The sequence below is a fragment of the Arthrospira sp. PCC 8006 genome, from assembly GCF_046480465.1.
Classification (GTDB): domain Bacteria; phylum Cyanobacteriota; class Cyanobacteriia; order Cyanobacteriales; family Microcoleaceae; genus Limnospira; species Limnospira platensis.
Window position 1 is genome coordinate 1 of sequence record NZ_PKGG01000107.1, and the last position, 17,085, is coordinate 17,085.

20 protein-coding genes, 1 tRNA gene and 2 pseudogenes are annotated in these 17,085 nt (G+C 45.6%); 14 read left to right on the forward strand and 9 right to left on the reverse strand.

Going from position 1 to position 17,085, the window contains the following annotated elements:
* The 3 genes and pseudogenes from B9T16_RS15720 to B9T16_RS15730 form a co-directional block, all read left to right on the forward strand.
* Nucleotides 1–331: pseudogene (locus B9T16_RS15720) on the forward strand (hypothetical protein); the annotation flags it as partial.
* 231 nt (nucleotides 332–562) lie between these two features.
* On the forward strand, nucleotides 563–1,210 hold the full coding sequence (locus B9T16_RS15725) for a PspA/IM30 family protein (RefSeq protein ID WP_014277266.1): 648 nt from the start codon (nucleotides 563–565) through the stop codon (nucleotides 1,208–1,210).
* A gap of 66 nt (nucleotides 1,211–1,276) precedes the next feature.
* Nucleotides 1,277–3,298 (forward strand): adenylate/guanylate cyclase domain-containing protein, encoded by a 2,022-nt coding sequence (locus B9T16_RS15730; RefSeq protein WP_410245209.1) that lies wholly within the window; start codon nucleotides 1,277–1,279, stop codon nucleotides 3,296–3,298.
* Between the two features lie 17 nt (nucleotides 3,299–3,315).
* On the opposite strand, the gene B9T16_RS15735 is transcribed toward B9T16_RS15730, so the two are convergent.
* The 3 genes from B9T16_RS15735 to B9T16_RS15745 form a co-directional block, all read right to left on the reverse strand.
* Nucleotides 3,316–3,654 (reverse strand): DNA primase, encoded by a 339-nt coding sequence (locus B9T16_RS15735; protein WP_231852032.1) that lies wholly within the window; start codon nucleotides 3,652–3,654, stop codon nucleotides 3,316–3,318.
* 149 nt (nucleotides 3,655–3,803) lie between these two features.
* Nucleotides 3,804–5,132 carry a S8 family serine peptidase gene (locus B9T16_RS15740; protein ID WP_006617443.1) on the reverse strand — a complete coding sequence of 443 codons (1,329 nt, stop codon included), beginning with the start codon at nucleotides 5,130–5,132 and terminating at the stop codon, nucleotides 3,804–3,806.
* Nucleotides 5,133–5,351: 219 nt separating this feature from the next.
* Nucleotides 5,352–5,747, reverse strand: coding sequence for a RidA family protein (locus tag B9T16_RS15745; RefSeq protein WP_006617444.1), 396 nt, complete (start codon nucleotides 5,745–5,747; stop codon nucleotides 5,352–5,354).
* A gap of 200 nt (nucleotides 5,748–5,947) precedes the next feature.
* Here B9T16_RS15745 and B9T16_RS15750 point away from each other — a divergent pair, with 200 nt between their 5' ends.
* From B9T16_RS15750 to B9T16_RS15775, 6 genes are all read left to right on the forward strand, one after another.
* Complete coding sequence (locus B9T16_RS15750) at nucleotides 5,948–6,565, forward strand: class II aldolase/adducin family protein (RefSeq protein WP_410245210.1); 618 nt, start codon at nucleotides 5,948–5,950, stop codon at nucleotides 6,563–6,565.
* A 16-nt stretch (nucleotides 6,566–6,581) separates the two neighbouring features.
* Nucleotides 6,582–6,809 (forward strand): DNA-directed RNA polymerase subunit omega, encoded by a 228-nt coding sequence (locus B9T16_RS15755; protein ID WP_006617446.1) that lies wholly within the window; start codon nucleotides 6,582–6,584, stop codon nucleotides 6,807–6,809.
* Between the two features lie 6 nt (nucleotides 6,810–6,815).
* Nucleotides 6,816–7,466, forward strand: a complete 651-nt coding sequence (locus B9T16_RS15760; protein WP_410245211.1) for a hypothetical protein — start codon at nucleotides 6,816–6,818, stop codon at nucleotides 7,464–7,466.
* A gap of 12 nt (nucleotides 7,467–7,478) precedes the next feature.
* Nucleotides 7,479–7,844, forward strand: a complete 366-nt coding sequence (locus B9T16_RS15765) for a DUF1818 family protein (protein ID WP_006617448.1) — start codon at nucleotides 7,479–7,481, stop codon at nucleotides 7,842–7,844.
* Nucleotides 7,845–7,892: 48 nt separating this feature from the next.
* Nucleotides 7,893–7,966 (forward strand) — tRNA-Pro (locus B9T16_RS15770).
* A 398-nt stretch (nucleotides 7,967–8,364) separates the two neighbouring features.
* Entirely contained in the window at nucleotides 8,365–8,427 is a 63-nt protein-coding gene (locus B9T16_RS15775) for an excalibur calcium-binding domain-containing protein (protein ID WP_231852505.1), read from the forward strand.
* Between the two features lie 60 nt (nucleotides 8,428–8,487).
* On the opposite strand, the gene B9T16_RS15780 is transcribed toward B9T16_RS15775, so the two are convergent.
* The 3 genes from B9T16_RS15780 to trpB are packed head-to-tail and all read right to left on the reverse strand — an operon-like array spanning nucleotide 8,488 to nucleotide 10,925.
* Complete coding sequence (locus B9T16_RS15780; protein ID WP_014277260.1) at nucleotides 8,488–9,111, reverse strand: ribonuclease H-like domain-containing protein; 624 nt, start codon at nucleotides 9,109–9,111, stop codon at nucleotides 8,488–8,490.
* A gap of 42 nt (nucleotides 9,112–9,153) precedes the next feature.
* Nucleotides 9,154–9,672, reverse strand: coding sequence for a CAP domain-containing protein (locus B9T16_RS15785; RefSeq protein WP_006617450.1), 519 nt, complete (start codon nucleotides 9,670–9,672; stop codon nucleotides 9,154–9,156).
* 2 nt (nucleotides 9,673–9,674) lie between these two features.
* Nucleotides 9,675–10,925 carry a tryptophan synthase subunit beta gene (gene trpB, locus B9T16_RS15790; protein ID WP_410245212.1) on the reverse strand — a complete coding sequence of 417 codons (1,251 nt, stop codon included), beginning with the start codon at nucleotides 10,923–10,925 and terminating at the stop codon, nucleotides 9,675–9,677.
* On the opposite strand from trpB, the gene B9T16_RS15795 reads away from it, so the two are divergent.
* Nucleotides 10,924–11,082 carry a hypothetical protein gene (locus tag B9T16_RS15795; protein WP_157888751.1) on the forward strand — a complete coding sequence of 53 codons (159 nt, stop codon included), beginning with the start codon at nucleotides 10,924–10,926 and terminating at the stop codon, nucleotides 11,080–11,082. The two genes, trpB and B9T16_RS15795, sit on opposite strands and share 2 nt — an antisense overlap.
* Nucleotides 11,083–11,114: 32 nt before the next feature.
* Nucleotides 11,115–12,008 (forward strand): acetylglutamate kinase, encoded by an 894-nt coding sequence (gene argB / locus B9T16_RS15800; protein WP_006616814.1) that lies wholly within the window; start codon nucleotides 11,115–11,117, stop codon nucleotides 12,006–12,008.
* Between the two features lie 146 nt (nucleotides 12,009–12,154).
* Here argB and B9T16_RS15805 read toward each other — a convergent pair whose 3' ends face one another.
* Complete coding sequence (locus B9T16_RS15805) at nucleotides 12,155–12,991, reverse strand: photosystem II manganese-stabilizing polypeptide (RefSeq protein ID WP_006616815.1); 837 nt, start codon at nucleotides 12,989–12,991, stop codon at nucleotides 12,155–12,157.
* A gap of 283 nt (nucleotides 12,992–13,274) precedes the next feature.
* Here B9T16_RS15805 and B9T16_RS15810 point away from each other — a divergent pair, with 283 nt between their 5' ends.
* Both B9T16_RS15810 and B9T16_RS15815 read left to right on the forward strand, forming a co-directional pair.
* Nucleotides 13,275–13,586, forward strand: a complete 312-nt coding sequence (locus B9T16_RS15810; RefSeq protein WP_006625083.1) for a hypothetical protein — start codon at nucleotides 13,275–13,277, stop codon at nucleotides 13,584–13,586.
* Nucleotides 13,586–14,872: a bifunctional folylpolyglutamate synthase/dihydrofolate synthase gene (locus tag B9T16_RS15815; protein WP_410245213.1), complete on the forward strand. Its 1,287-nt coding sequence runs from the start codon at nucleotides 13,586–13,588 to the stop codon at nucleotides 14,870–14,872. Before B9T16_RS15810 ends, B9T16_RS15815 begins: the two co-directional genes overlap by 1 nt.
* A 3-nt stretch (nucleotides 14,873–14,875) precedes the next feature.
* Here the strand turns inward: B9T16_RS15815 and B9T16_RS15820 are convergent, their stop codons facing one another.
* Nucleotides 14,876–15,907, reverse strand: coding sequence for a hypothetical protein (locus B9T16_RS15820; RefSeq protein ID WP_006616818.1), 1,032 nt, complete (start codon nucleotides 15,905–15,907; stop codon nucleotides 14,876–14,878).
* A gap of 263 nt (nucleotides 15,908–16,170) precedes the next feature.
* Here B9T16_RS15820 and B9T16_RS15825 point away from each other — a divergent pair.
* A pseudogene (locus tag B9T16_RS15825) lies at nucleotides 16,171–16,541 on the forward strand (DEAD/DEAH box helicase); the annotation flags it as partial.
* A gap of 202 nt (nucleotides 16,542–16,743) precedes the next feature.
* Here the strand turns inward: B9T16_RS15825 and B9T16_RS15830 are convergent.
* Nucleotides 16,744–16,896, reverse strand: a complete 153-nt coding sequence (locus B9T16_RS15830; RefSeq protein WP_410245214.1) for a hypothetical protein — start codon at nucleotides 16,894–16,896, stop codon at nucleotides 16,744–16,746.
* Between the last annotated feature and the right edge of the window lie 189 nt (nucleotides 16,897–17,085).

Below are 17,085 nucleotides of genomic sequence, written 5' to 3' on the forward strand. Positions count from 1 at the left end.
CGCACCCGCACCCGCACCCGCACCTGCAGGCGGAACCACTCCCCAAGCTAATGCTTCCACCCCAGCTAATACCCCTACCCCTACCCAAGTTAATGCCAATCCTGTGAGGGCTGAAGATGGATTTTATTATGTGGTAACAGATTACGAAAATGAGGCCAGGCTGGAAACAGTTCGCCAAGTGGTTCCTGATGCATACATCCGCAGATTTAAAACAGGTGTCAAAATTCAAATGGGGGCTTTAGGTGATGCCGAATCTGCTAAACTTCTCGCTGAAGAATTGCGAGCCGAAGGAATTGCCGTTCAATTTGATACCCCATCACCAGGAGAGTAAGGATTTAATCATGGTTTACATGGTCACCCCTCCTCAAAACTCAGAGGTATTAATACTAATACCAGTCTAACCCAGTGAATTGCTGCTGATTTTCCGCTAACGAGAGACTATAATCAGGACAGGTTAACCTGCTAGGTATTCCGGCGATCGCTCCCTAGTATCAGGCGGCGAGCCTGTCCGTTGAAAATCTCTGAATACTTGTCAAATGTTCACCTTTTCAAGCCATAATAAATGCACATCCTGAATCAAGTTTGGCAGATGGTGGGCTCCCATGTTAGTCGCCTATTTAACCAAACTAAAGATCCTGAAACACTGCTGAATGAAGCTATAGACCAAATGCAGTCAGATCTAGTTCAACTACGACAGATCATAGCTGATACCCGTAGCACCCAAAAACAAATAGAACAGGATTATATTGATGCTGAAAAAAGTGCCCAGGAGTGGTACAAAAGGGCTCAGTTGGGTCTGCAAAAGGGTTCTGAATCGGTAGCACGGGAGGCTCTAATTCGTAGGAAATCTTACTTACATACAGCTAGTCAGATGCAAGAACAGTTGCAGATACAGCAACAAATTTTGGCACAACTTAAATCTAATTTACGAGAACTCTCGGAGCGTGCAGCTAATGCTAAAACTCAGCGGGATCTGTATCGGTCTAGATCCTATTCTCTGGAGGCTTACCAACGTTTGAATGAAATGGAGGAAAGCCTTGATTATACTAGGATTATAGACCGCCTTGAGGAGCGAGCTATTGAATTAGAAGTGCGATCGCCAGAATTAATCAGCTTGGGGGATGAATACAACAATGATAACTATTCTGATGCCGAAATTGAAGCTGAGTTAAATGCCATCAAAGCTCAAATCCGATGGCGATCGCATTGACCATCAAATCCTATCAATATTTCACGGGTTCGGTTTAGACATCTGGGGAGGCTCTACTAATCAATCATGCGCTTATTTATTATACCCCCTATACCTAAGTTATCCTTACGTCTGGTCTTAATTGTTCCATTTTTACTACAAATTACTATAGCTTTCGGATTAACAGGATGGTTATCTTATCGGAATAGAACCCGCGCGATAAATGACCTAGCTACCCAGTTACAAGTTGAGGTTAGTAACCGGATTAAACAGGAAATGAATACCTATCTGGAAACTCCTCACCTGATTAATCAAATTAATGTTGATGCTATCAATCAAGGGTTAATTTCCATAGATAACATTCCCGCACTAGAACGCTATCTATGGACACAATTACAGCAGTTCCCCACCGCCAGCTATATTGGTATGGGTATGGAAAACGGGGATTATATTGGCGCGGGACGCTATGATGATGGTTCCATTGAATTTGATATTTTAACTGATAGCACTAATCGTCAGTTAGAAAAATGGTTAACAGATGATCAAGGGAACCGAACTGAGTTGGTGAGTTCCCGCGATAATTATGATCCTAGAGGTAGACCTTGGTATCTGGTAGCGGTAGAGGCGGGTAAGCCAGTTTGGAGTGAGATTTATGGGTATTTTGGCTCCCAAGCCTTAGTGGTTTCTGCTAATCGACCAATTAATGATTCCCAAGGAAATTTACTCGGTGTAGCCAGCAGTGACCTAACTTTAAAGCGCATTAGTGAGTTTCTCGGTACCTTAGAAATTGGCAAAACCGGACAGACATTTATTGTGGAACGCAATGGTTATTTAGTGGGAAATTCTACCCTCGAAAAAACCTTTATTACGGATGAAGAAAATCGCGACACTGAAAGAATTTTGGCAGTCGAAAGCAGTGATATAATGACCAGAGAAACTGCCCAATATTTATTTGATAAATTGGCTGATATTAGTATTAGTGAAATAAACAATCACGATCGCCTCAGTTTTTATGCTAATAGTCGGCGAGAGTTTGTCCAGGTAACTCCCATGATTGACCCTAGGGGAATTGATTGGTTAATTGTGGTGGTGGTTCCTGAAGCGGATTTTATGGAACAGATCCATGAAAATACCCGCATCACAATTTTATTATTTATGGCGGCGTTAGTGTTAGCAATAATTTTGGGTATTCTCACTGCTAGATGGATTAGTGAACCGATTTTACGCCTCAGTGAAGCCTCCAGTGCTATTGCTAGTGGGGCTCGTAATGCGACCGCTAGTGCTGAGTTAAATCAACAGGTAAAAGTTGAGAAGATTCGAGAATTGGGGATGTTATCTGAATCCTTTAATATGATGATACAAAATTTGCGGGATTCATTTATTGCACTAGAAAAGACTAACCGCGAATTAGAACAACGGGTATTAGAAAGGACGGCGGCGCTGTTTCAAGAAAAAGAGCGATCGGAAGAGTTATTACTGAATGTTTTACCTAAGCCTATTGCTGACCAGTTGAAAGCCAATAAAAAAGCTATCGCTTCTGCTATTGAAGAAGTCACTATTTTATTTGCTGATATTGTGGGATTTACTCCCCTATCAGCGCGCATGGATCCTATTGAGTTGGTGAGTTTACTTAATGAAATGTTTTCGATTTTTGATAACCTAGCCGATAAACATAAATTAGAGAAGATTAAAACTATTGGCGATGCTTATATGGTGGTGGGAGGTTTACCGCTACCGCAAAATAATCATGCGGAGGCGATCGCCGATATGGCTTTAGAAATGCAAGCAGCAATGAAACAGTTTCAAGGTAGTTATTTAATGGGTTCAGAATCATTCCAAATTCGCATTGGTATCAATACCGGAGCCGTGGTAGCTGGGGTAATTGGGATTAAAAAATTTATTTATGATTTATGGGGAGATGCGGTTAATATTGCTTCCCGCATGGAATCATCAGGAACACCCGGTTCTATTCAAGTCACCGAGGAAACCTACCACCGTCTCAAGTATAATTATATATTTAAAAAACGCGGTCTAATTCCCGTCAAAGGAAAAGGACAGATGACTACTTATTGGTTATTGGGGAAAAAACCAGTAGTAGATATTTCCTAATGATTACCATCTATCTATCAGTTAATATCCTGATCCTCAATTATCGATTTAACCGCATTAGATTGACTGAGGACATAAACACCAGCCACAGTTATTTCAACCGGAATAGTACCCAGTAAACTAGGGCTAGGGGCGAGTAATTTACCATTATACTGATTCAAAATCGGCTTAATCTGATTCAGGGAACTTTCCGCCGCCTTTTGTGTAGCAACCATTTCAGCTTTTCGCTGTTCAGGAGATAGACGTGGCGATCGCTGATGATTAGATGGGGGAACCTGGAGAAAAACCAGAACCCGGATTTTTTCCTGAGACTTGAGACCCGCCAAACGAGCAGCAAATTCGGGGCTAATTTTCATCTGGTAGTTCTCCCTAACGCAACTGTTTAATGGGGTTAATGGGGGGAGCGCTGCTGGGTTAGCATCTCCTAGCACCACCCCCAGCAAAGTTAATCCAATTATGCMGTATGGCAKCGTCAAAACCACCCCCMCTAATATAATCATTAAACCTATTTCAGAGCTTGTAGAGCTTCCCAAGGCTTAATTAACCCCCATCCCCAACGGTTATCCGGGCGCATTTGTTCTCCCCCAGGGTGTTCGGCTGTTTCTCGCAACACTTCCACAATTTTGCTCACTGGAACATCAGGTTGTGCAGCTAACAATAGCGCCACCACTCCAGCCACGTGGGGAGTCGCCATAGATGTACCATCCATATAAGTATACTCAAAAGACCCATTAGCCTGTTTAGTCGGAGGAACAGCCGAATAAACCTGAGCCCCAGGGGCGGATATATCCGGCTTAGTCACTAAGCGGTTAGGAGCATCATCTGGAAATACTAAACTCGCGCCACTGCTAAAAAATGTAATTCCCAGTTCCGAATTAGGGAGCATTTCCACCGCCCCAATAGAGAAAGCATTATGAGCATTTCCAGGACAGCTAGTATTACCATGATTTTCGTTACCGACCGCCACCACAGGCAGAATATCATATTGATTGATCAGCATATCAAAAACCTGGGCAAATAGAGGCTCATAGTAACTCATACCCAACGACATATTTATCACATCTGCCCCATTCTCAATTGACCAGGAAATACCCTCGATTAAGGTTCGCAGGGTGGCATTACCAATCAGAACCCCTCCCGCTAGTAAGTCCGCTTCTGGGGCGACACCAATTGAAACCCCACTTTCTGTTTTACCACCAGCCACAGTACCACAAACGTGGGTCCCATGATTTCCACCATCAAAGGAAGGCGTAGCGGTAATTCGTCGCCCTAAAGGGTCGATGACTACAAACCCTTTAACCCGGTCTTTTAAGGCTGGATGATCTCCATGTACTCCCGTATCGAGAACCGATACTGTAACCCCTTTACCTTTGGTCTTTTCCCACATTTTGGGAATTTCTAATAGTTCTAATCCCCAGGTTAACTTGTTATTTTCTTCCTGCCTCCGTAATTGTTGATAGTCAATGGCACTAGGTTCAATTAATTTGATTTTTTGGTTAGGTAAAACTGCTACCACTCCTGGTTGTTCCACTAAAGCTGGTAAAGTTTCGGCGGTCACTTCTACTGTAGCAATGGGTAATGCACCTGAACCAATAGCAGAGACATTGAAGTTTTGACCGACAGCACTTTTATAACTGGCTGCTAGTTTGCTGACTTCGGCTTGGTGACTGGTGGCGGTTTGCTGGATAGTATTAAATCTTTGTTGAGAGTCACGCGGCGCGATATTTGTGGGGTACTGTCCCTGGAAAATTACGATCGCATCTTGTTTCCCTTGGGGGTCGGTGTGGGATAAAAACGGAGCAAAAGCTGGTGAAATTTTGGGGTTAATGGTCATTATCTTATGTCCTGTGAATTGATGGGAATTACCTAGGTAGACAGGTTCACTAATCTGGTTTAGGATTACCTTGATTAGGTTGAACCATTCCCTACCTATTTAACTATTTGACCCCAGTTTACTAATATACTGACATCTGGGGTGAAGGGTTCGCACCTCTTGTGGTTGTCAGTCCTCAACTTCGTTGACCTCTCAACCATTTCCGGCAAGGTTGAGATTTTAGCTATCAGATACTGTAGCAATGCAGTCTATTTCTACCAATACATCTTTCGGTAATCTGGCTACTTCTACGCAGGCACGAGCGGGAGCATTTTCGGAATCGAAAAATTTGGCATAAATTTCATTTACGCTGCTAAAATGGCTCATATCCTTGAGGAAAATGGTGGTTTTGACTACTTCTGACCAACTGCTTTTGGCAGCAGTAAGGATCGCTTCTAGGTTCGCCATTACCTGTTTAGTCTGTTGTTCGATATCTCCTGAACCCATCAGTTGATTGGTTTCTGGGTCGATCGCAATTTGGCCAGATACAAATACCATACCATTGACGATTACAGCTTGGCTATAAGGCCCCACAGGAGCCGGGGCGTGATTGGTGCAGATGATTTGACGCTTCATATTTGGGGTGGTTATAACTGCTATTGTTGATGCTTATTTTACACCTGATCGTCAATATGCGATCGCCCCTTTTGATATTTTCATCTTAGGGAAATTGCCCGAATCATTGCCCAGATCAACAACACAGTATAAAATCACTCTAGGAGGTAATTATTACATCGGAATATCCCCCAACCTATCACAGTGGCAGTTAACTCGAAATGACTATGATTGATGAAGGTGTTATCAAATATCAATGTAATTGGATAGAGGCTGAACCCTTAGCCTCCCCAGTCTTAGCCGAGTTAATGTATTGGCGCGATCGCTTGTATTCTTTGGGACTCATTGGAGTCTATGACAACGGCATAGGGTTTGGTAATATCAGTGTGCGTCTGGGAAACTCTGGAGAATTTATCATCACTGGAACCCAAACCGGACACCTAGCCCATTTAACCCCCAAACATTATACCCTGGTTTCCGATTTTAGTTGGCAGGAAAATTGGATCACCTGTCGCGGTCCGATTAAAGCCTCATCAGAAGCCTTAACTCATGCTGCCATATATAGCCATCAACCTCAAATTAAGGCGATCGCCCATGTTCATAATCCCCAAATTTGGCAGCAATTAATGTTTAAAGTTCCCACCACTAACCCCAATGTTCCCTATGGAACCCCGCAAATGGCAGAGGAAATGTTCCGTTTATTCGCCGTGGAAAATCTAGCCGATCACCAAATTTTAGTCATGGGAGGACATCAAGACGGCTTTTTGAGTTTTGGTCAGAATTTGACAGAAGCTGGGGAAATTCTGCTACAATCGGTTAACATATATCCGACAACATAACTATAGTTGGAGTCTTATGCAAAGACGTTCTATCGATTCCTTAGAAATCAATCGTCGCGCAGTACAACTGTTTGATGCTGCCTCTAACCGCTATAAAATTACTGTTCAGGTCGCTAAACGCGCCAAGCAGTGCCGCTACGAGGATTTTGATAATTTTGACGATAATCTGATGAAGCCAGTTATGCGGGCTATTGTGGAAATGTCCGATGAGTTGACCCAACCCGAAATTATTGTTGATCGCTAAAGTTTCATGAGACCAAGTTCCATAAAGCGATCGCCATATCCTAGACTCGTTGCATTAGCAGTCGCGAGTCTGGTCCTATTCACAGCGATCGCTACATTGACCAAATCTCCGACCCGCGCCCAAATCCCCCCCCAGCATTCCTCACAATTAGCCCAAGGGGGAATGTTGCGGGTGCGTGATGTTTGGCAACAGGTATATGAACTTTTGCCAGACCTACCCAAGGAAAATCACCACATTTCCACCGAAACCGGAGAACCTGCCGAAGATAACACCCTAATTGATCGGCTAATTCGCTATCACGTTTATATCCAAAATCGCCCTACCCAATTTCGCCTAGACTGGAAACTGACCCTGGCTGATTATTTAGGTGCTAATAAAATAATGCGGCCTGAGCAATACCCCCGCGCTCGTGTTTTGCGGGAAAATCCCCTAGAGGGAGACAAAAAGGCGATCGGCTCCTTAAATAGACAACAACGGGATGCCTTAGTTGATGTTCTCGTCGGTATCTTTAATCCTAGCGCTGCTAATGCTGTATCCGAAAGACAACCCCCAGCAGACCCGCCGTCAACACCTCCCCCATCAAATGCTGGTGATAATCACCGTTTTTCCCTCCCTCCCCTTCCCCAGCCGGGAGACTCAGAATTGTTGCTTCCTTAGTTGAGTTAACAAATGGACAAAATTTTGAGAAATGGGGCTGGCTGGCGGTTAGGCTGGGACCCCAACGCCTCGGAGTTTAAGGGGTTAGTCGGGGGAGAAGGATGGGCGGTTGAGTTAACGGAACCGGAATTAGATGATTTGTGTCGTCTGTGTGGACAACTCGCCGACACCGTTAGCCAAATAGCTGCGGAAATTATGGACTCCGAACGCCTCACCTGTGAAGCTGAAAGCGATCGGCTTTGGGTACAGCTAGAAGGCGTACCCCACGCCTACAGCCTAGAGTTTATTCTGAGTAACGGGCGGCGCTGTGAGGGAAGTTGGCCCCCGGAGGCAGTCCCGGAACTTCTGGCCGCCATGAAAATTTTAAAAATGTTCTAAAAAGTTGTTGGAAATTTCGATTATGTGTGTTATGCTAGTGAAGCACATCGGGGCGTAGCGCAGCTTGGTAGCGCACCACTTTGGGGTAGTGGGGGTCGTGGGTTCAAATCCCGCCGCTCCGATTTTACTTAAACCCTTATCCTAAGGGCGAGCGACGGGAACACTTAACCCGGTAGTCGCTCTGTTGCAGCCAATTTGCAGACAATTTGCACCTAGCATAGGGGTAGAAACTATTGTAACTCAATCGAACCAAGTTGGAAGAGATGAAACGGACGCTGTTTGCAATTATTCTAGGTGTGTTTATCGCGGTCACTTTTTTGGTAGTCCCGCCCGCAGTTGCTGCTACAAATGCGGTTACGGGAGGACAAGGTAACCCGACAACTAAGCCAGTGGTCAACCAGACAGCAAGGAAAAGAACAGACAATTCTCGGGCTAAATGTGACCCTTCCTATCCTGATATTTGCATCCCACCTTACCCACCAGATCTAAATTGTAAGGATATCTCCGATCGCAGTTTCGGGTGATCGGTTCTGACCCCCATAAGTTCGATCGCGATCGAGATGGAATTGGTTGCGAGAATTAGCCATTAGTCCTATCCGAAAACCTATGCTATAACTTAACTGTTAATTAAGCCCACGATTGACTAATGCTTAAAAATATCATCGAACTGCATTAAATCTAAGGTTACAATAGTCGGCAAACATTGGAAACAATCCAGGGCTAAATCCCAGCGTTCCTCACGCTTGAGCATCTGGTTTAACTTATCTTTAGCTGATAGTAAATATCGCACATCATTAGCTGCATAATTAAGCTGATTTTCCGATAAATTTGCAGCATTTCCCCAATCGGAACTTTGAGAAGATTTATCTAATTCCACCCCCTCCAATTCCATGATTAAATCTTTTAAGCCATGTTTGCCAGTATAAGTCCTGGCTAATTTACTGGCAATTTTAGTACAAAATACTGGGTTAACTTCAATCCCCAGATTATGGCGCAAAGTAGCGACATCAAACCGGGCGAAGTGAAAAACCTTGAGGATATTAGTGGTTTCTAAAAGGGTTTTTAAATTGGGTGCTTCCCTTTGTCCGCGTTCAATCCGAATCGCCACCACCTGTCCTTTCGGGTCACAAATTTGCACCAAACAGAGGCGATCGCGCCAAGGTAATAAACCCATAGTTTCCGTATCGATAGCCAAAGCCTCAGCTTCCATGAACTCCGAAACACGAGAATCACTCAAATCGCGATCGCACACCTGAAAATCATTCATAATCACGCACCCCTCTGGTGGTTTATTGAACCATATATCCTCTCACTGAGGGCGGACAAAAATCTGGGTAAAATAATACTCCCCCTTAGCATTTATAGCCACACCAATTCCAGTCAAAGAATAGTCACCGATCATATTTTTATGATGACCCGGGCTATCAATCCAACCTTTAACCGCCTGCTTTACCGGATCAGCATAACCATAATTATAAGCCAGATTTTCAGCAATTTGGCGGAAGCGGATCTGACTACCGACAGCCTCAAACCTTTCTTTTGAACCATCATGGCTAAACCGAACCCGTCCCGTCGCCATATCCTCCGAATGACGGCGAGACTCATTACTAATACGAGAGTCCAGTTGTAGAGGTGACAAACCTCGGCTTTGGCGGTACTCATTCACCTGTTGATGAACCTGTCGTTCCAAACTAGCAATATCTCTGGTAGAAGCAATCACATAATTTGAGGGATTAACCACTGAGAAAAAACCCACTTCCGGGAGGAAATGATAACCCAAGATTAACCCCATTCCCACAGAAGCCAAAGCCATTAAATTGCGTGTCATAGTCAAATCTCTGAATCAAGAAACTTAGCTACTGTTTGCACATCCTTATCACCCCGTCCCGAACAATTGAGAACAATATTAGGGCTACCTTCGAGTTGAGGACAGAGAGTTTCTAAATAAGCGATCGCATGGGAAGTTTCCAAAGCCGGAATAATACCCTCCAACTGGGATAAACGCCCTAAAGCATCCACCGCCTCCCGGTCAGTAACGCTGTAATATTCAGCCCGTTGGGTATCCTTCAGATAGCTGTGTTCCGGTCCCACTCCCGGATAATCCAACCCGGCGCTAATAGAATGTGCTTCAATAATCTGACCATCATCATCCTGCAATAGATAACTCATAGCGCCATGTAGAACCCCCACACGCCCATGAGTTAGGGTGGCGGCGTGTTTTCCGGTCTCAATACCAGATCCGGCTGCTTCTACGCCAATTAGACGCACAGAGGACTCATTGACAAACTCATAAAACAACCCCATAGCATTCGACCCACCACCAACACAGGCGATCAGAATATCCGGTAAACCACCCCATTTTTCTAAACACTGGGCGCGGGTTTCCCGACCAATCACCCCATGAAAATCTCGCACCATCATTGGGTAAGGATGGGGGCCAGCCACAGAACCCAGAATATAGTGGGTAGTTTCCACATTCGTCACCCAATCCCGAATCGCCTCAGAAGTGGCATCCTTCAGGGTTCCGGTTCCCGCTGCCACCGGTCTGACTTCTGCCCCTAATAGCCTCATTCTAAAGACATTCAGGGCTTGGCGTTCCATATCCTGTACGCCCATATAGATTACACAGTCTAAGCCGTAGCGGGCGCAAACCGTAGCAGTAGCCACCCCATGTTGACCCGCCCCTGTTTCCGCAATAATCCGTTTTTTKCCCATTTTGCAGGCTAGGAGAGCTTGGGCGAGGGCGTTGTTGATTTTATGAGCCCCAGTATGGTTCAGGTCTTCCCGTTTTAAGTAGATTTTCGGGCCGCTACCATCAGCTCTAGCATAGCGATCGCTTAAACGGGGGGCAAAATACAGGGGACTCGGCCGCCCCACATAGTCCCGCAATAAATCTTCTAGTTCCCTTTGAAAGTCGCGATCGCTCACATAATGTTTAAAAGCCGCTTCCAGTTCGGCCAAAGCTGGCATTAAAGTTTCCGGGACATATTTACCACCAAATTGCCCAAACCGTCCTACAGATGGGTCAATTACTGGATTGGGGTTCGTTGATGAGTTGGAATGTAGGGGAGTGGTTGTCATGAACAGGGGATTAATTTTCAGTACATCCAATGATTATAAGCCCTTCGAGACAGGTTGCACAATCGCCCTAGGAGTTGATATTGGTCTGTACATCAAAGCTATTTCCGACATAAGTTTGTCGGACACAGCCCACAATACTTGTCTGAATCGCAGCTAAAATCATTAAGCGAGATTTTTATATGCCCTACCATGCTCAAACATAGTGACTTTTCCCAAATAGACCAGACCATTCGCGTCCAAATTCTCAGCGAAGCACTCCCCTATATCCAAAAATTTGCTGGTCGTACCATTGTCGTTAAATATGGCGGCGCGGCCATGAAAGACAGTAACCTTAAAGATACTGTCATGCGAGATATTGTGCTGCTGTCCTGTGTTGGTATTCGGCCAGTGGTAGTACATGGTGGAGGCCCAGAAATCAATACCTGGTTAGGGAAACTGGGAATTGAACCCCAATTCAAAAACGGCTTACGGGTCACAGATGCCCCCACAATGGATGTAGTCGAAATGGTACTCGTGGGGCGAGTCAATAAAGAAATTGTCTCCCTCATCAATCAGGTAGGAGGTTTAGCAGTAGGATTATGTGGTAAAGATGCTAACCTGATCCGCGCTCGTCCCCAGGGTGAAGAGGGCATAGGATTTGTGGGAGAGGTAACCAGTATTGATACCAAGTTACTAGAATCCTTAGTTGATGGCGGTTATATTCCTGTAGTGTCCAGCGTAGCATCTGATGAAACAGGTCAAGCCTACAATATCAATGCTGACACTGTTGCTGGTGAAATCGCCGCCGCTTTAGGGGCCGAAAAATTGATTTTGCTCACCGACACAGCCGGAATTTTAGAGGACTACCATAAACCCGAGACCCTCATTGCCAAGTTAGACATTCAGGAAGCCAGGGGACTGATTGAACGAGGAATTGTGGCTGGCGGTATGATTCCTAAAGTTACCTGCTGTGTGCGGAGTCTCGCCCAGGGAGTACGCGCCGCCCATATTATCGATGGTCGCCTTCCCCATGCCTTGCTTCAGGAAATCTTTACCGACGCGGGAATTGGCTCTATGTTAGTAGCCTCTGACCTTAAATACTAATAGCCAATCCCGTCACTTAATCATATAGCGGGCTATCTAGCCCGCACCCCGGAGAAGGGGCAACCCTTGTTGGCACGGTATGCCTCATCTGCACCGTAGCCCCAATTCGTCAATTAGGGCTACTGCCATTAGTGGTGGGTTGTTGACTATGCTTTAGGCTCAATACGAGCGTAGAAAGCACCACGGATTTTCACCTCAACAGCTTCTTTCGCACCTAAATCATTATCAGAAGGCTGTTCGCTTTCAAAAATGCCAGCAATTTCGCCAGTTTCGCCATCAACTTTAGCTACCTGTAGGGAAATATGACCAGCCTTAAACTTGGTATCAGCAAGTTTAACATTGGCATTAACATAATCTTCCTCGTCAGCAGTAGCAGGTAAAGCCACAGCATTATCATAACCAGAAGCCAAACCCCGTGCCTTCGGATCGAGGAAAGTTGAACCCCGATAGGAAGGGACATTAAAATCCCCAGAGAAGTCGGTAGAAGTATTAATGCTAGTCAGTCCAGGTTGACTGGTGGCTACTAACCCTTTAATAGTGAATAGGAATGGCACTTGCTCACCACCAGGGAGTAAAACGGTAATGGGCTGAAAATCAATCCCATCTTTTTCAGTAAATTTCAGGCTGCCATCTGGCTGAAATTTCAAGAGACCGCGAACCTGGTCTAAGCTATAAGTGAAGCGAGTTAACAATCTGCCTGGTACAAACTCAGCCTCTTGTCGCTTATTAGCCGGTTCTTCTTTCACAAAGTAGCTAGTAGGTTGCAGACACAAGCCTGTAATTTCATAGGAAGCATTTTGGTCAAGGGGAATTGAACCCCGGGCGGTTTCAGGAAGACTCGGACAGTTAACCGCTAAACCAGTGTTCCGAATATCATCATAAGTTAGTAATGATGGATCTTTTGCGGATGGACTTTCAGAGCAAGCTGTGAGTACCGAAAGGCAAAATGCCAAGAATGTCGCCACTAAAGCGCGATATTTCATTTTCAACCTCAATATCCAAAATCGATATGTGACATAATTTTCTAGTTGGCAGAATCGACGCTCCCCGCTCCCTAGATTGAGCGAGTCACCTGATCCCACCCCATTTTAATGGGGGCTGTCCAATACAGCATTTTACCCTGATTACGACTTTTTTGTTACCAGAAGTACAAATTTATCGGCTTTAAGTGTTTTTACCTGGGTTTATTTACGGATTTAAGCGGAAATTGGTAGCAGGTTAGATCTATGATGAAATCGTGAACAAGCATAATCATAATAGGAAATTATGGAGCAGGAGACTGATTTTGAGGCTCAATTGCAGTTGTTGACCCAGAATATCCAGGATTTGACCGTCCAAGCTAATGATGACACCCTCATGCTGTTATCCCTATTGCGAACCTTAGAACAGCTTCACCAAAAAATCCGAGAAGATGTGTTTCAGAAGACTTTACCCAAGAACAGACAGGAACTTTATCATTTACTGCGCGAGATAGAAGCCCAAGGGGGATGGCCATATATTCCCCGTAAATCCCTAAGATTCATTTTGAAAAATCTGGATTTATCAACCCCCTCTGAGCCGGACAATAAGGGGGCGTAGTGAGTATAGATGCGATTTTGGGGTCTTTTGAACGTTTTGGCATTAATCTTGGCTTAGAACGCATTACAGAGCTTATGGTGAGGTTAAATAATCCTCACTACCAAGTCCCTGTTTTGCATATTGCTGGAACTAACGGTAAAGGGTCGGTATGTGCCTATTTATCCTCAGTGCTGACGGAAGCGGGATATCGTGTGGGGCGCTATATTTCTCCCCATTTGGTCGATTGGACTGAGAGAATTTGTATCAATGGGGTTCCTATAGATAATCGGGATTTGCAGATTGTACTGCAAGATGTGATCAGGGCTATTTCTTCTGATGAACTGTTACCGACTCAATTTGAGGTGATTACTGCGGCGGCTTGGCTTTATTTTGCCAGAGAGAAAGTCGATGTGGCGGTGATTGAGGTGGGCTTAGGGGGACGACTCGATGCTACTAATGTGATTGATCAGCCTTTGGTCAGTGTAATTACTAGCCTCAGTCGGGAACATTGGCAGCGTCTGGGTCCTACTTTGGCGGATATTGCTAGGGAAAAGGCGGGTATTCTTAAACGAGGATGTCCGGCGGTGGTGGGACCCCTTCCGCCGGAAGCGCGAAAAGTGGTGAACGATCGCCTTTTAACTCTTGGCTGTCCCACTACTTGGGTCGAACCGGCACAATTGCTGAAGTCTGACCCTTTTCACCCGGTAGCTAGTTATGGAAACTGCCAATATATTTTACCCATGCCCGGACAAGTTCAATTGCTCAACTCAGCTATAGCGATCGCCGTTTTGGAGTCTCTCAAACAACAGGGTTGGGCGATTTCTGATACAGCTATCATCGAGGGTATCGCTAAAACTCGCTGGCCGGGTCGTCTACAATGGATAAGTTGCCATGACAATCGCTCATTTTTGCTTGATGGAGCGCATAACCCGGCGGCTGCGGCGGCTTTGCGTGAATATGTGGATGAGTTGCAACAGAGGGGAACTGTTGATGGTCCGATTACCTGGGTAATGGGGATGTTATCCACTAAAGACCATGATGATATTTTCAGGGCGACGTTACATTCTGGCGATCGCTTACATTTAGTTCCCGTACCTGATCATAGTTCAGCGATGCCGGACGGGCTCGCCCACCTCGCCCACGAAATTTGTCCCCAACTTGGATATTGTCAAACCCATAGCGATCCTATTGTAGGCTTAGAAACAGCTTTAGCTAATTCAGATAATAGTCTAGTAGTCCTGTGTGGTTCCCTATACTTAGTAGGTCATATCCTGAAAGCTGTCTCATCAGGTGGGGGGGGATATTGATACTCAGTCCGAGAGAATTTGGAGGCGGATTTTCCCCTCGTCGCTATCTCCTAGATTAACCTCAATCACCTGACCGGCTAACTGTTCGAGACAATTAAGGAGCGATCGCAAGTGGGGGGTACTGGCTCCGGTATCTACATATAAGCGATCGGCGAGACTCCCCACTCGTCGCCAAGTGCTATGAAGTTTAACAATAGTTTGTTCCAACTGAGTAGCCTGCTTAACCAAATCGGAAGCCGTAGCTAAACACCCCACCCGCAAAGCCTCTTCCAAAGCCATTTCCAGATCTACCGAAGACTGATTTAAAGCCTGAACCTGTGCAGCAGCATCAAGATATTTAGCTAAACTACGAGCATCAGAGGTTAACTGGCGCACGGTATCGACATCAGGGTTAGCGACCATTTCTCGTTGAATTTCCCCAACGTGGGTATCTGGTAACTTTTCCATTTCCCGCACCAGAGGCGCTAGATAACGGGGTGGAAGCGCTCCCACAGCGGCTTTTTCCCGGACTTCATCAGGAACCAAATCGGAACTCATAGCGGTCCATTCATCAGCCAGTTGGCGGACTTCCCTTGTTGTGATGCGATCGCCTGCACAGGCCACATCACTGACCATTTGCTGTACTTCTGGGGAAGATTTAGCGGTTTCGATAAAAGCTCGTTTACTGAAATTGTTAATAGCATCGGGGTTCAGATGTCCCTCAGCCAGGAGAGTATCAGCACTATTAGCCAGTTCAATTAAAGCATAAGCCTGACTTTTGCTGATTTCTCGCTGTTTGAGCCAGTGGAGAAAACCCATTCCCCGACCTTCGCCGCCTCGTTTTTCGCGATCGCGAACCGCCCGCAAAATCCGTCCCCGCCAAATTTCGGTTTGTAAATCAAAGCGATCGCACACTTTCCAGGCTGTGTCTACCTGATGAGCAAATTCATGGTCGGAAACTTCCTCATCTTCAGGATCAGGGAGTTCAAAATTAAGGTCACTCAACTCGGTGAGAACCTCAGCGAGTTCAGTCGCAGATTGGGGAATTTCAGGCATCTACTAGCGTAATGGTTATGGACTTGCCGGAACATTATACATTAACAGGTCTTAGGCAAAGCTGTTTCTGGGTAAATCCGAATCTTCTTTGATAACAGACCTGTATTTCCTGAGTCCGTACAATCGGCAACTGAAGACCTGGACAATGGCATGGTTGTTGTGTGAGATAATGAGTCAATATACCACCATAACTGGAATAATATTTCCGGAAATATCCTTAAATTACTTGTTAATCCCCCTCTAATCAGAAACACCGAACTACCATGAAGCAAGCGATCGCCATTCCTTCCGTTTCCGTAACCTACGCCCACCGATGGCACTTCTACCCGCACCAACGCCCCCCTGATGCGCCATAATCAAGAGATCGCCTACCAAAAAAGGGGGGAACAATATCTGCTGATTAAATCTCCCCCCGCCTCTGGGAAAAGTCGGGCGCTGATGTTTATCGCCCTCGATAAGCTGGAAAACCAGAACCTGAAACAAGCGATCGTCGTTGCCGGGGGAAAAGGCGATCGGTGCTAGTTTCCATGATGAACCTCTGACTAAGTTTGGCTTTTGGGCAGATTGGCACGTTGAACCCCGGTGGAACCTCTGCAAGCCAGACGGCAGCGATGGCGGTAAAGTAGAAGCGGTGGTGCGAGACGTTTAGGAATCAAATAAGGCTGAAATGCCTGAAATAACTTCCTAGTGGGACTTTCACCCATCGGTGAAATATAAGGGACTCGTACCCTGACCATCCCATAACTGTTTATATGTCCCAACGTTTGGTATAGAAATATACAAACAAGGCAGGGAACTCAAGGTCAAAACGCAAAATCTGAAATCTTAACGATTCCTTAACAATTGCGTTGAGAGTAACGGCGATAGCCACCCCCAGTTTTGGGAATCATAACCCCAGGATTGAAGCGGGGAACGGAAGGCGTGAAGTAGAACCTACTACCAAATGCGACCACTGTCAACCATCCATGATTAGGGACAGCAATTCTCATTTTGGCGAAAAACTGTTCAAGTCCCCAGTATCCCTGTATAGTAATGGCATCTGAAAAACCCAGGAGGGCCAGAGCTGTTGAAAAAGCCAGGTTGGTTTGACACCGTAGTGGGGTCTGTCCGCCAGTGCTTGTCGTCGCTACCAGACAAGCGAACGGGTAAAAATCGTCGCTATGGAATGGAGGATGCCG

Excerpts from the sequence above, each read along its gene's own strand:
- argB (WP_006616814.1), top strand. The coding sequence starts at position 11,115 with ATGCTCAAACATAGTGACTTTTCCCAAATAGACCAGACCATTCGCGTC.
- B9T16_RS15740 (WP_006617443.1), bottom strand. The coding sequence starts at position 5,132 with ATGACCATTAACCCCAAAATTTCACCAGCTTTTGCTCCGTTTTTATCC.
- B9T16_RS15805 (WP_006616815.1), bottom strand. The coding sequence starts at position 12,991 with ATGAAATATCGCGCTTTAGTGGCGACATTCTTGGCATTTTGCCTTTCG.
- B9T16_RS15830 (WP_410245214.1), bottom strand. The coding sequence starts at position 16,896 with ATGAGAATTGCTGTCCCTAATCATGGATGGTTGACAGTGGTCGCATTT.
- B9T16_RS15810 (WP_006625083.1), top strand. The coding sequence starts at position 13,275 with ATGGAGCAGGAGACTGATTTTGAGGCTCAATTGCAGTTGTTGACCCAG.
- B9T16_RS15785 (WP_006617450.1), bottom strand. The coding sequence starts at position 9,672 with ATGACACGCAATTTAATGGCTTTGGCTTCTGTGGGAATGGGGTTAATC.
- B9T16_RS15765 (WP_006617448.1), top strand. The coding sequence starts at position 7,479 with ATGGACAAAATTTTGAGAAATGGGGCTGGCTGGCGGTTAGGCTGGGAC.
- B9T16_RS15730 (WP_410245209.1), top strand. The coding sequence starts at position 1,277 with ATGCGCTTATTTATTATACCCCCTATACCTAAGTTATCCTTACGTCTG.
- B9T16_RS15745 (WP_006617444.1), bottom strand. The coding sequence starts at position 5,747 with ATGAAGCGTCAAATCATCTGCACCAATCACGCCCCGGCTCCTGTGGGG.
- B9T16_RS15820 (WP_006616818.1), bottom strand. The coding sequence starts at position 15,907 with ATGCCTGAAATTCCCCAATCTGCGACTGAACTCGCTGAGGTTCTCACC.
- B9T16_RS15795 (WP_157888751.1), top strand. The coding sequence starts at position 10,924 with ATGAACAGGGGATTAATTTTCAGTACATCCAATGATTATAAGCCCTTC.
- B9T16_RS15755 (WP_006617446.1), top strand. The coding sequence starts at position 6,582 with ATGCAAAGACGTTCTATCGATTCCTTAGAAATCAATCGTCGCGCAGTA.
- B9T16_RS15735 (WP_231852032.1), bottom strand. The coding sequence starts at position 3,654 with ATGAAAATTAGCCCCGAATTTGCTGCTCGTTTGGCGGGTCTCAAGTCT.
- B9T16_RS15750 (WP_410245210.1), top strand. The coding sequence starts at position 5,948 with ATGACTATGATTGATGAAGGTGTTATCAAATATCAATGTAATTGGATA.
- B9T16_RS15725 (WP_014277266.1), top strand. The coding sequence starts at position 563 with ATGCACATCCTGAATCAAGTTTGGCAGATGGTGGGCTCCCATGTTAGT.
- B9T16_RS15760 (WP_410245211.1), top strand. The coding sequence starts at position 6,816 with ATGAGACCAAGTTCCATAAAGCGATCGCCATATCCTAGACTCGTTGCA.
- B9T16_RS15780 (WP_014277260.1), bottom strand. The coding sequence starts at position 9,111 with ATGAATGATTTTCAGGTGTGCGATCGCGATTTGAGTGATTCTCGTGTT.